Raw genomic sequence first — 13,449 nt, forward strand, 5'->3', positions numbered from 1 at the left:
TTCGATCCCGTGTTAGCCAACTACACCGAAGTGTAATCTTTGTTGTGGATTAACCTTTTTGTCTCTTGACAATCTTTCTGACTGAAATGCGTTGCCCCATGTTTATACTTATAAAATACACGCCGTTTTTTAGAGCAGAAGTGTCAATATTGAAATGAAAATCACTCGAGTTTTTCTTTGCACTGCCTGTATACATCAGCCTTCCGTCTATTGAGTGGATGGCTATATTCACCTCTCCGCTCATTCCATTGTCGACGGATATGTTCAGTGATTCCGACGCCGGGTTGGGGAAGACAGAAAGCCCCTCCAGCTGATGAGTTAAGCCGTTAATGACGGCCTCTGTTACAGCCAACTCGTTGGAAGCTGCACTTGATGGACAACCGCCATTGGCTAAAGCGATGGCGCTATAAACACCAGTTTGGCTAATAGGTAAACCTTGTGCAGCTTCTGTTGTGCCGACTACCTCACCATCGAGTATCCACTGATGGCTTTCGACCCCATTGTTGCTTACCAGCGCCACGTTGCCATCCAGGGTTTGGCCGACTGAAATAGTCGGTGGCGCAGGACTGATACAAAACTCGATGTCCGTGGTCATTGAGTGGTACAAGTCTGTTTCCTGGGCTGTTACCGATATTGTTTCCTTTCCGGCAGCCATTGCAGGGTTAATAGTTACTGTAAGCCCTTCAATGGTGGTGAGACCTGTACCTGAGATAGCTGTTATATTTCCTCCGGCGGAAGCAGTTGCCGAAATGGTGAACGGCTGGTCGGTTTTGAGTTTGCTGCCAACTGATCCGACTGCCACTTCCTGCTGCGCTTTGATAAGGAAGAGTGTAACCGAGCGAGAAACGGCTTCTTTCCAATTGCCTGTTTCCGGCTGGGATGCGGTGATCGTGAATGAGTCGACCGTTGAGGGTTTAAAGATATTCCCTTCAATAGTGCCTTCTCCATTATCGATTTGATAGGTGATGGGAGTGTCGGAGTTAGAAGTCGCATTTAGTTCAAAGCCTGCCGGGTTGTAAGTGATAATTTCATTCGGGGCAAAGTCACTTATTCCAGTAAAGGAAATGATTTGTGTGCCTTTTGACACGCTAACGGTGAATTGTACATCGGATGCACGATTAAAATTATCATTTCCAGGTTGTTTTCCCACCAACACAATGTCTCCGGCGGCATTTGGAGTAAGCATATTGGTTGTTTGGTCGAACAATGCAGCACCCGACAGCAGGCTTATTGCGACCGGAAGAGAAGAAGAGGCGGTGGCTTGGATTGGCACCGGGCCGGTGCCAAAAATTGGTGATACTGGGGCAAACGCAACCGTTTGATTAGCTTTTTGGACAAGTATTTCCCTTTCGACCGGTTGAGCGGCATAAAAGGTTGAATTGCCTTCTTGTGTTGCTTTTACTACGACTTTTCCGGCGCCAGTAAACTCTATTAGATTGTTGTCTATTGTGGCTGGCCCAGATACGACTTCGAAAGAGACGGGAAGGGTGGATTCACTGCTGGCATAACTTTTAATGTCAAGCTTTCCGGTGAGGTACTTTTGATTAGGGATGCCATTAAAGGTAATACGTTGTGATCTCTTGAGCGTGGTAGCTGTAACTAGTTCGCCGTAGGTTGATTCACCTTTGCTGTTGCGCCAAATTACCTGAATCTCATAGGTAGTATTGATTTCCAGGTTTGTCAATGTCCTGCTATGTTCAATGCCGTATTCCACAAATTGAAAAGTACTTGTGCCGGCTTTTCTGTAAATCAGCTTGTATCCGGTGAGGACAAGGCCTCCACTTTGGGTTGGCGACCCCCATGTTACCTTAATTGTGCTGTGGCTCAGTGCTTCGGCTGCCACATTTGTTGCAGGGCCGGGCACTGTAGTGAGGGTAGTAGTGCTCGTTTCATCGCTTGGTTCTGACATGCCCACCGCATTAGTAGCTGTCACTCTATAAAAGTACTCCTTCCCTAATTGAAGGTTGGAGGCAGTGAACGTAAGGTTTGGCCCTGTATAAACGGAACTGTAGCTCACATTGGCTGTCCTTTGCTCTAACATATAGGAAGTGATGGGCGAACCATTTGCGTCGGGGGCCACCCAGTTCACTACGATGGAGTTCTCCGTTACCGTTCCAAACGTTGGCTGTGCTGGCTTTTCTGGAGTAGCGGTCGCCTCAACGACGCATGAGATGTTGGCCGTCCAGCCCCCGAATTGGGCACTGGCGTCTGAAGTAAACCGAAAGGTTAACTCGCCGCCAGGTGAAGTTGCTGTAATGTTGTCGGGTACCGTGGTGCCTGAAAGTGTGGTTAGTAGTGTCGAGGATGTAAATGGCCCGTCAAACACTTCCAGCTTATCTTTATCTGCCTCCAGGTTTAGCATGGTGAAGGAGACTGCCACTTTTGCACCAGCGGTAGTAGGTTTGAACGTGCGATTATAATTCTCTGAGCTCTGATAGTCTCCTCCAATTCCTCCCGAATCGGTAAAATCAGCCCCGCAGGTTGCGATAGTTATGCCTGGCGCTGGGCTCTCAAGGGTATTCTGAAGAAAAGGGTAAGAGCTGTTTTCCACTATTTCCCAAGTGCTTACGAAATCCCACCCGGAAAAACTGGCTTCTTTTCTGATGTCGGTTGAATTGAGCCCGGTGCCAGAACCCGACGTCGCCTGACCGCTGGTAGCAGTGCTCCAATAAGCGGCAGAGGTTTCTGTTCCTTCGTCTCGCCCCGCAAACCCGCCTACATCAGAGCTGCCAGAAACGGCGCTTGAGGAGTAGCATGATGCGATGGAGCCGCCCCCATCGTATGTGTAAATTTTTCCAGCAAACCCGCCTACCTCACTCACACCGGTGACAGAACCGGTTGCGTAGCTGTTGAGGACGGTTCCCGTGTCGATATAGCCAGCAAAGCCTCCTGTCTGGGAGCCGGTACCTGTTACCACAACGTTGGTAAAGCACTGACTTATGTTGGAAACCTGCAATACAAAGCCAATAAAACCACCTACCTGGCTCACCCCTGTCACTTCCCCGGTGATAAAACAGTTGGACACTGTCGTTGCTATAGCATAGCCGATTAATGTGCCTATATTGTTTTTTCCGGTGATGTCTGCACCCAAGATTCCCAGGTTGATTATCGTTGCTCCATCTGTCAGGCCAAATAAGCCAACATAGTCAGCAGTGGGTCTATTAATATTCAAACCAGAAATTTTGAAGCCTCCGCCATCCAGCTTTCCTATGAAGGGATCATAATTCGATGGGTCAAGTATATATTCTCCAACAGGCTCCCACCCCAGCCCACCATTCCAGAATAACCCCGCTGGGTCGCTGGTGTCGAACGTGAGATCGATATCATTGAGGAGTATATAGTGAGCGCTGAGGTTGTTTCGTATTTCGTTCAAATGCGTAGCGGTAGTAATTTGAAATGGCTCGCCTTCTGTTCCCGATCCCGAACCTGAGAATTGCGCATAGGAGAGGGAAGTTTGAAGCGGCAGGCACAAAGCCAGCGCAGTAAGTAGTCTGACAAAAGCGCTAACACCAACTAGCGATTTTTGGGTTAAGCCTGGATAAAAAAAAGGTAGGTATCGCTTCATCAGTATCGTTTATTAAGGTATGATCCTGGATTCTTCGGAGCCCGGCTTGATAGGCCTTTTCTAAGACCAGATTGTTTTTGTCAAAAAATAAAAAGTACTTCGACAGCAAGTTGACAGCATGTCTCAAGTGAACTAATTGTCAATAAGTTAAGTGGTAAAAGGGTGCCAGATTGGAAATATTTGCGAACAGCAACGTTTACTTTCTAAATCGCTTAAAGTCTTTTGTGAATGAAAAAACCGAGGGCAAACATTTTACTGATTTCGATGCTACTGCTCCTTCATGGGGTGGCTAGCTATAGTCAGCCATTTAAAAAAAAGATCGACAGTCTTCAGTATGTACTTTCCCTTGAAATTTCAGATACTGCCTACGTAAACACGCTCAATAGAATTTCGAATGTGCTCCATGGAAGAAACTTTAGAGAGGCTGTTCGCTATGCCAACCTGGCCATTCAAAGAGCTAAAGAAATTGGTTATGAGTATGGCGTAAGCAAGGGATATCAAAATATTGCTTTAGCCTCATGGGCCAATGGCAGGTATGATCAGTCACTCGAGAATCACAAGAAATCTATTGAGATGTTTCGCTCAGTTGGAATGACGAATGAGCTGGCTGAGGCCTACAACAAAATTGGTCTTGTATACTTCTATCTGGCCGAATATGAGGAAGCAATTGGCTACCTGAGCAGGTCAATTGAGGATTACAGAGCGAGAAGCGATACCGCCAATTTGGCCAGGGTATTGAACAATATGGGTCTTGTGCATGATGCCAAAGGAGACTATGCTGCATCCACCCGATACATTATAGAAAGTCTGCAACTGAGCCAGAGCTTTAGACAGTTGCGTGATCAGCAGAACCGCACCTATGGCAAGGGAATGATACATGAGAATGAGTTCATTAACAGGCCGATTCTGGAACAAAGGCTGGAGAGAATTGAGCGGGTGGGCGAGAGCGGAAGCGTCGAGCAGCTTGCTAATCTTTGCGTTGAGGCTGCAGAAATTTACTTTGTTTTGAAGGAGTACAACTCAGCCCTGAGCTATTACAGAAGAGCCGCCGAGATTTACGCTGAGCTGGATGAGCAGGTGTTGTTGGCTCATTGCTTGCGTGACCAGGCCGAATGTTATGTGGAGCTCGCCGACTTCGGGACTGCTCTGGAAGTTTTTCGTCAATCTGAGTCAATTTATTTTAGTCAGGGAAATTACATAAGACTAGCTGCGGTTGTGGCGCAGCTTGGGGAAACAAATTATAAGCTGGGCAATATTGAGGAATCCATTCTTCATTACAAAAGACTAATTGCCCTCGACGACAGTGTTGGTCATAGGGCAGCTTTATCAAAGACTAAGGTAGCCCTGGCAGGGATACTATTGGAGCAAGGCAGGAAGCAGGAGGCGCTATCTTATGCCCAATCAGGCTATGAAATAGCAAGAGAAATTGGGTCACTTACCCGGGTGGAGACGAGTGCAAGGCAGCTTTATGAGTGCTACAAGGCTATCGGACTGATGGGCACCGCCTTGAGTTATCTGGAGGAAAGCACCTCACTAAAGCAGAAATTTGGGGATGAGCTGACCCACCGGGAAATAGCCGAGCTACAAATACAGTACGAGAGTGAAGAAAAGCAGAAGGCAATTGATCAACTGAATGAAGTGTCGCAGTTGCAAAGCAACGTTGTGGCCTTGCAGAAGCAGTTGCTGATGCTTATGGGAGGAGGTTTTGCTGCTTTTGCGGTCATCTTCGTTGTGATGAGAAATCGACTGATCAAAATCAGAGAGCTTAAATCGGGAATTGAGGAGAAGAATGCGCACATAGAAGCACAAAACTTTAAGCTCGAAAAAAGAGGCCGAGAGCGTGAGCTTTTAATTGGGGAAATTCACCACCGGGTAAAAAACAACCTGCAGGTTGTTTCCAGCATGCTGAGGCTACAGCAGCGGAAAGTAAAAAATGTTGTGGCCAAAGAGGCTCTTTTTGCGGGCCAAAACAGGGTGCAGGCGATGTCACTGCTTCACCAGCGACTTTATCAGCACGGGTCGTATGGTAAAATCATTATCGCCGACTATGTATCGGACGTATGCAAGCATCTGGCAAAAGTCTACAATTTGGACAAGCAAAAGATGGAAAGCAGCTTTGAAGCTGATAATGTCAGCCTCGAAATAGACACTGCGGTTACGATAGGGCTGATGGCCAACGAGGTGTATTCGAATATTTTCAAACATGCCTATCCTTTTGTGGATGTGCTGAGGCTTCACTCGGAAATAAAAAGAGAAAATGGATTGACCATCCGGATCACAGACAATGGCCCTGGTTTGCCTGAAAAGATAGATTTCAATGAAACTGGTTTTGGCCTAAGGCTTGTTGAAATGCTTGCCACTGAACTGGGCGGTGAGGCAACATTTGCAGGCCGGGCGACAAAAGGATTGACTGTTACAATCAGAGTAGCCGAAGCTTATATCGACTAATGGCGGTCGCCTTTTTCTGAGGGCACGGAAACAGCCACCGATCAGTCTCAAAGGGCCGCAGAGCCTTCTGACGCCTCTTCAAAGACAAAGATATTCCTAATAAACCCCTAACATATTTGCTATCCTCTACTTGCCTAACTCGGTTCCTGCCCCCGACCCCGAGAATTGGGCGATGGCGAAAGAATTTGGGACTAGTGAAACAAACAACATTAAGAGCCGCACTTTGCCATCATGGCTAAAAGCCAGACGACGTCTTTGAGTAGCAAATGACGACATCGAAAAAATGACCTTTTCATACTGGTTTATTGGTGTTTTTGAGTGGTAAAAAAAGACGGTGGCCACAGGCGATCAGGTTTGCTTGAATTGCTTTTCTCAAAAAATTGAAGTACTTAGATGAGCTCTTATTGCTTTATTTACAGCTAGTTAAGCCCTGTAAATCATACTGAAATTGAAATAGCGATTTGGGAATGTTTGCAGGTGATAAGATTTTTCTCTTGAGTTATCTTAATTTTTTTGTGAATGAAATATTACCATAAACTCTTTCGAGGTTATGACATGTAGGCGGGTCTCTTTTACGGTGTTCTTTTTTTCTTTTTTCTTTCTTCAAGAACTGAGATGCCAGCCTTTTTTGTCACAAATCGATAGTCTCAATAAAATATTGAAAAATGATTTGGACGATACTTTGCGAGCGAGGGTATACAATTCTATTTCGGCCTACAGGCACCTGAGCAATTTCGAAATGGCAATGAGCTATGCGGAGCAAGCCCTACAGCTGAGCCTCAAATTGGCTTATGAAAAGGGGGAAGCAAAAGCCTATCAGAACAAGGCGATTGCCTACTGGGCCCATGGCAGATATGATAGTGCGCTTTTTTACCATGCCAAAGCCATGAACCTCTTCGAAGCAAATAACATGGAAGCTGAGTATGGGGAGGCGTACAATAAAATTGGACTGGTTTACTACTATATAGCAGATTACACCAGGGCAATCGAATTCCTGAATAAATCAGAGCAGGCGTTTCGAAAGGCAAAGGACACGATTAATCTGTCACGTATTTTGAACAACATGGGTCTGATTTTCGATTCAAGGGGAGATTACCTGCAATCGGAGAAGTATTTTGTTGAGGCAATGAAGCTGGATCTTAGTTTTCGCAATATTTATGAGCAATCGAACAAGCGGTATGACCAGGAACCTGGAGGCGAAGCAGGCTTTGTGAAACGAAGGCTTTTGCAGAAGAGGCTTCATGAGCTAAAAACGGTTGATCAGAGTCAACCTTCGCTGACACTTGTGTCGAAGATTTTTGAAATCGCCAATCTGTACCATCTTTTGAAAGAAAATGAGAAAGCCAGGGAGTATTTTCTCAGGTCGGAAATCATCTACAAAGAATTGGGAGAGTCTCTGCTCCTGGCCGACTGCTACAGAAAGCTGGCAAAGGTGGCTGCCGACTTTGGTAATAAGGATGAAGCAAGAGACTATTTTTTGAAGTCGCATGAAATCTACCTCGAAAATGGATACTTTATTCAACTGGACTATACTTTCTCTGAGCTTGCCAAAATCGCTAAGAGTAGTGGAGACTTCGGCAAAGCCATAGAGTATTTAGAAGCTTCAGTTAGCCTCAACGACAGCCTGGGGCATCGTCTGTCACTGATAAGGTTGAATATCGAGTTGGGACGAATTTATTTAGATGCTAATAACCAGCTGATGGCAATCGAAAAGGCGGACGACGCCTATGAGCTGGCATCACAGTTGGAGATAAAAAAGCTCAAGCGTGATGCCGCCCAGCTTTTGTTTCAAGCGCATTCTAGGACTGGCCAATTTGAAATGGCACTTTTTTTTATGGAGGAATCGACCAGACTCAACCAGATAATCAACGATGCCCTTGCTCACCGAGAAATTGCCAAGCTTCAAATAGAGTATGAGACGGAGGAAAAACAAAAGGAGATTGATCAACTGAATAGAATATCCTCCCTTGATGCAAGCGTGCTTGGCCTTCAGAGGCAAGTGATTACCCTGCTAAGTGGGGGCTTATTGACGATTTTGATTCTTCTTGTTTTTGTTAGTAACCGCCTGGGCAGGATAAGGTCTCTGAAGTCAAGTGTTGAGGAACAAAAAAACCAGATTGGGGAGCAAAACAAAAGACTGGAGAAGAGGGCCAGAGAAAGGGAAATTCTTATCGGAGAAATTCACCATCGGGTAAAGAATAACCTCCAAATAATTTCGAGTCTTCTCAGACTTCAGCAAAGAGGCATTGAGGATGTAAATGCCAGAAAGGCAATTTTTGAGGGGCAGAACAGAGTGCAATCAATGTCGTTGCTGCATCAGCGACTTTACCAGCAGGGCAACCACGAATCGGTTGAGATGAAGCAATATGCTGAGGATATTTTTGACCATCTGTTAAGGGTTCATCATTTGGATGAATCTCAGGTGACTCGGGTGAACTCTTGTGACGAGATAGATTTAGATGTGGACACGGCAGTTACGTTTGGGTTGATTGTCAATGAAATTTTCTCAAATATCTTTAAGCACGCTTATCAGTCTGGAAAAAAGCTTGTAGTAAAATGTGAAGGTGCCAGGGTGAGTAATGAGGTGCTGATAAAAATATCAGACAATGGACCTGGTTTTGATCTGGGGTTCGTGAGGAGTCGGGCTCACTTTGGGCTTAACCTCATGAAAATGCTGGTTGCTGAGCTGGGTGGTACGGTGCAATTTTCCAATGGAGCAGGAGGGGGTGCCGAAGTCGAAATTAAGTTCAGAATGGCCTAGGAGATTTTCAAAAACTTTTCAGTCAAAATATCTTTATTAGAATTGCTCACAGGTATTGCGACTTCTTTCACATACAAATTATTCCGGTCAAACTTGTCCACCATGTGAAGGTTGACGATGAATGACCTATGCACCTTCAAGAAAATAGGCGGAAGGTTCGACAAAACACCTTTCATATTCATCGACAAAGTCATAGTGCCCTGCGTGGTGTGGATTTTGGTATAGCTTCCATCAGCTTCAACATATAATATGTTGCTAAATGGTACTTTGTGATAAGACTCCCCTTGCTTAATAAAAAAAGAGTCATTTATGATGGGTATAGAGTGGGGCACGCCTGACACTTCTTCGCCGTTTCGGTATTCCTGGAAGTTCTCTATGGCGATGTCAATGGCTATCTTCAGGTCGATGGGATCGAAAGGTTTAACCAGGTAGGCCGCTGGGTGAGTGGCTTTGGCCCGATCCACAGTAACTGAATCACTATAGGCTGTTAGATAAATAACCGGCATTGTATTTTTGGAAGTAATCTGCCGCACTGTTTCCACTCCATCGATTGGCCCATTGATGTTGATGTCCATCAATAAAATATCCGGCGACAGCTCGTCGGCCATCAATATGGCATCGTGGCCGTTGCTGCAAATGCCGAGTGTTACATATCCATAGTCCTGAAGGCACAATTTCAGATCCTCTGCCACCACAGACTTGTCCTCAACAATGAGAACTTTCACCGTTTCCATAGGTAGTTTGGCTAACAATTAAATTCAAAAAACCGCATTAGCACTTGCGCTTTCGCTGCAAATGTAAATGTTAGGTTAAGTTAACCAAGATTTTCTTATTGCATAAAGTTCTCGGCGGAATTTCAGCACAAACTGGTTTAAAAACAGGTACTTATATGCTGTTTCCGGGGAGCCCCGACGTTAAGTGCTTTGACGCTGAAGGTGTTTTGGCCCTTCGTCAACTTAAAGGCATTCGGGCATATTTCGTTTATGAATTAGTATACTTGTAACACAAAAGAAGGTGTTTATGATAAAAAGTATTTTGGGAGCGCTGCTGCTTGTTGGGGTATTTGCCTGTGACAGCATCGATAGCAGTAAACAAACGACTTCAAAAGAGAAGGTAAGCGAAGCGGATGTTGCCAGCGAACCTGCTGAAGACAAACGAAAAGTCATTCTTTTCTATGGCAACAGCATTACCGCAGGTTACGGGCTTGACATATCCGAGGCTTTTCCGGCCATCATTCAGGAGCGGCTCGACTCGCTTGGCTACGATTATAATGTCATCAATGCAGGCCTGAGTGGCGAAACCAGTGCCGGTGGGCTTTCCAGGATTGATTGGGTGCTGAAAACTCCTGTCGATATTTTTGCATTGGAGCTGGGCGGCAACGACGGACTCAGAGGTATTAGCCTGGATGAAACCGAGAAGAATCTTTCAGAAATCATTGAAAAAGTAAAGCAATCGAACCCGCAGGTAAAAATTATCGTGGCTGGTATGCAGATTCCACCTAATATGGGGCAGGAGTACACCGACAGATTCAGAGGCATTTTTCCTGCGCTCGCCGAAAAGCACAACACTGCACTTATTCCTTTCATTTTGGAGGGGGTGGGGGGAATTCCAGAGTTGAATCTTCCGGATGGTATCCATCCCACGCCGGAAGGACACAAGATGTTGGCGGACAATGTGTGGGCTGTACTCGAACCTATCATTGACGAAGACAATATTTGATCTGTGGACAAAATAGAAAGTTTCATTTCTGCTGCGGCCAATTTCGTGTGGGGAGTGCCTTTGCTGGTACTTGTCATGGGTGGCGGCATTTTCTTCATGTTCTATTCAGGCTTTGCGCCCTTCAGCTATTTTAAACATGCCCTCGATGTCTTGAGGGGCAAATACGACGACCCGGATGCTCCTGGTGATGTCAGCCATTTTCAGGCGCTTTCCGGTGCTTTGGCAGCTACAATTGGAATGGGTAATGTGAGTGGCGTAGCCATCGCCATTGTAATGGGTGGGCCGGGCGTTATCTTCTGGATGTGGGTGAGTGCGTTCTTTGGAATGGCCACCAAGTTTTTCACTTGCACATTGGCCGTGATGTACCGGGGCAAAGACTCCAACGGCGATGTGCAGGGCGGCCCGATGTATGTGATTACAGAAGGTCTTGGCAAGAAGTGGAAGCCGTTGGCCGTGTTCTTCAGCGTATTCTGTTTTTTTGGAGCCACACCTATTTTTCAAGCCAATCAGGTCATTCAAGTTACAAATGACGTACTTCTTATTCCGGCTGGATTTGATTGGGCAGGTTCTTTCACCTCCAATTTGGTAATGGGCTTGGTTATTACGCTGCTTACATGTCTGGTTATCTTTGGTGGCATCAAGAGAATTGGCCTGGTGGCAAGCCGCATGGTACCGTTCATGGTGGTGCTGTACATGGCGTGTGTGCTATACATCTTGGGCATTCACTTCCTTGATATTCCACACATTTTCAGCATGATTCTGAGCGATGCATTTACCGCCAAAGCCGCCATGGGAGGAGCCATTGGGGCGCTGATCATAGAGGGAGCGAAGAGAGCTTCTTTCTCCAACGAGGCGGGTATTGGTACCGCTCCGTTGATGCACGGCGCCTCTAAAACCAAGGAGCCGGTGAGAGAAGGGTTGGTCGCCATGATGGGGCCGGCCATTGATACTTTGCTGGTTTGCACGCTGACGGGTTTTGCCATTCTCGCTACCAACGTGTGGCAAACGACAGATACCAATGGCATTACCCTGACAGGCAAGGCATTTGAGGCGGCCATGCCAACAGTAGGGCCATTCCTGTTATTCCTATGCGTGCTGATATTTGGGTTTACTACCCTGTTCTCTTACAGCTACTACGGCACCAAATGTGTCAGCTTTCTGGCGGGAGCAAAATACGCCCACTACTTTAACTATTGGTATGTGTCCATCATTATTGTGGGATCCATTACCACACTCACCATGGTGGTCGACTTTATCAATGTGATGTTTGGACTAATGGCCATTCCCACGATGGTCGGAGCCATATTGCTGGCGCCTAAGGTGAAGGCTGCTGCCAACGATTACTTTGGCAGGGTGAAAAGGGGGGAGTTGGATAGACAAAGCTGAATATTTCTTATTCCAAAGCATTCACCACTTTCTCCAACCCTATTCCTCTGCTGGCTTTGATCAAAATTGTGCAGCTAGAGAAGCCCGATGTCTTCACATGATCCAGTAGTGCGTCTCTCGTTTCGAAATACAAAGCTGAAGGACATGCCTCTTTGGCCTGTTTCATCTTAGGCCCGCAGAAAACCACCTGACTGAACCCCGCTTCGCAAGCTGCTTTACCGATAGCGGCATGCTCCTTATCGGAATCAGCGCCTAGCTCCAGCATGTCGCCGAGGATGGCTACTTTGTTGTCGGCCTTCATCGTCTTCAGGTTCTCGATGGCCACCTTCATGGAGTCGGGATTGGCGTTGTAGGCATCGAGGATGATATTGTTGCTGCCAGCTTTGAGTAGCTGAGAACGGTTGTTTTTTGGCTGGTAGCCTGCAATGGCTGCCTCGGCCTTGTCCAGTGGCACCTCAAAGTACTGCCCCACGGCCATGGCGGCAGCGATATTGTCGAAGTTGTAGCTGCCAATCAGCTGGCTTGTAACAGGCGCCCGATTGCCGACCTGAAACACCACAAACGGGTTAGCTTCAATGAACTTCACTTCATAAGTGTCGCCTGGTTGAGGGAAGGTAATGGCTGACTCAAACCGTTTGGCCATGTTTTGCAGCATGGGCTGCCGACTGTTGATAAAGACCGTTCCTTCGTTTTTGCGGATATGGTCAAACAACTCACTTTTACCCCTGAGCACCCCTTCGATACTGCCGAAGCCCTCCAGATGTGCTTTGCCAATGTTGGTGATTAGTGCATGGTTGGGGTCGGCGATGTCGCAAAGCTCTTTGATATCGCCAACCTTGTTGGCTCCCATTTCAATAATGGCTACTTCCACCTGCGGATGGATACCCAATACCGTCAACGGCACGCCGATATGGTTGTTGAGGTTGCCGGTGGTGGCATGGGTGATGTATTTCTTGCTGAGCACGGCATTGATCAGCTCTTTGGTGGTGGTTTTGCCATTGGAGCCGGTAAGACCCAGTACCTTTCTGTGAAACCTGCTGCGGTGGAAAGTGGCGAGGTCTTGCAAAGCCTTTAAGCCATCCTTTGCCAGGATATATTGGTCTCCTTTTTTGTATGCCACATCGTCGATTACGGCATAACTCGCTCCCTTGGCCAGGGCTTCTTCGGCATAGGCGTTGGCATTGAAGTTGGGGCCTTTCAGTGCAAAGAATAGATTACCTTCTGCCACGGTGCGGGTGTCGGTGCTTACACCGCTCGATAGAAGAAAACGGCTATAAAGAAATTCGATGAAGTTGTTGTCCATTCACAATTTGTTTGAGGTCAAAGGTAATGAGGAGTGGGTGAGTACGAAAGTGCCTGGCGAGAAAGTCGGCAGGGGGAGTGCTTCTGGCTGCTGCATTTTCGCAATGCTGTTAACCTGAGACTTCAATAGGGGACCGGCGGCTGACGGCCCCAACGCTGCTGGCCTGCTTGCCGTACCGACGCCTCACGTCTCCCGTCTTTTTCGGGCGGCCGACGGCACCCACGCAAACGCCATCCCCGCCGTACCGACGCCCCTGCTTCGGTCTTC

General features: G+C 46.9%; 7 protein-coding genes. 4 read left to right on the top strand and 3 right to left on the bottom strand.

The features are described 5' to 3' along the window. Window positions 1-49: 49 nt before the first annotated feature. On the bottom strand, window positions 50-3,565 hold the full coding sequence (locus tag GC130_RS01085; protein ID WP_151996390.1) for a fibronectin type III domain-containing protein: 3,516 nt from the start codon (window positions 3,563-3,565) through the stop codon (window positions 50-52). A gap of 228 nt (window positions 3,566-3,793) precedes the next feature. On the opposite strand from GC130_RS01085, the gene GC130_RS01090 reads away from it, so the two are divergent. Beyond that, entirely contained in the window at window positions 3,794-6,013 is a 2,220-nt protein-coding gene (locus GC130_RS01090; protein ID WP_151996391.1) for a tetratricopeptide repeat protein, read from the top strand. 658 nt (window positions 6,014-6,671) lie between these two features. Continuing rightward, window positions 6,672-8,774, top strand: coding sequence for a tetratricopeptide repeat protein (locus tag GC130_RS01095; protein ID WP_193217722.1), 2,103 nt, complete (start codon window positions 6,672-6,674; stop codon window positions 8,772-8,774). Here the strand turns inward: GC130_RS01095 and GC130_RS01100 are convergent. Further along, a complete protein-coding gene (locus tag GC130_RS01100; RefSeq protein WP_151996393.1) occupies window positions 8,771-9,508 on the bottom strand; it encodes a LytTR family DNA-binding domain-containing protein in 738 nt (245 codons plus the stop codon). The genes GC130_RS01095 and GC130_RS01100 overlap by 4 nt on opposite strands. Window positions 9,509-9,794: 286 nt before the next feature. Between GC130_RS01100 and GC130_RS01105 the strand changes: the two genes are divergently transcribed. Together GC130_RS01105 and GC130_RS01110 are read left to right on the top strand one after the other, a co-directional pair. Then, window positions 9,795-10,493, top strand: coding sequence for an arylesterase (locus tag GC130_RS01105; protein ID WP_151996394.1), 699 nt, complete (start codon window positions 9,795-9,797; stop codon window positions 10,491-10,493). A gap of 12 nt (window positions 10,494-10,505) precedes the next feature. Then, window positions 10,506-11,879: an alanine/glycine:cation symporter family protein gene (locus tag GC130_RS01110; protein ID WP_370455725.1), complete on the top strand. Its 1,374-nt coding sequence runs from the start codon at window positions 10,506-10,508 to the stop codon at window positions 11,877-11,879. A 7-nt stretch (window positions 11,880-11,886) separates the two neighbouring features. On the opposite strand, the gene murF is transcribed toward GC130_RS01110, so the two are convergent. Continuing rightward, window positions 11,887-13,182 (bottom strand): UDP-N-acetylmuramoyl-tripeptide--D-alanyl-D-alanine ligase, encoded by a 1,296-nt coding sequence (gene murF / locus GC130_RS01115; protein WP_151996396.1) that lies wholly within the window; start codon window positions 13,180-13,182, stop codon window positions 11,887-11,889. Between the last annotated feature and the right edge of the window lie 267 nt (window positions 13,183-13,449).

Source organism: Imperialibacter sp. EC-SDR9, from assembly GCF_902498805.1.
Lineage (GTDB): Bacteria > Bacteroidota > Bacteroidia > Cytophagales > Cyclobacteriaceae > Imperialibacter.

Bases quoted from the DNA above. Each gene is read 5' to 3' on its own strand.
- GC130_RS01085 (WP_151996390.1), bottom strand. From the start codon at position 3,565: ATGAAGCGATACCTACCTTTTTTTTATCCAGGCTTAACCCAAAAATCG.
- murF (WP_151996396.1), bottom strand. From the start codon at position 13,182: ATGGACAACAACTTCATCGAATTTCTTTATAGCCGTTTTCTTCTATCG.
- GC130_RS01105 (WP_151996394.1), top strand. From the start codon at position 9,795: ATGATAAAAAGTATTTTGGGAGCGCTGCTGCTTGTTGGGGTATTTGCC.
- GC130_RS01100 (WP_151996393.1), bottom strand. From the start codon at position 9,508: ATGGAAACGGTGAAAGTTCTCATTGTTGAGGACAAGTCTGTGGTGGCA.
- GC130_RS01090 (WP_151996391.1), top strand. From the start codon at position 3,794: ATGAAAAAACCGAGGGCAAACATTTTACTGATTTCGATGCTACTGCTC.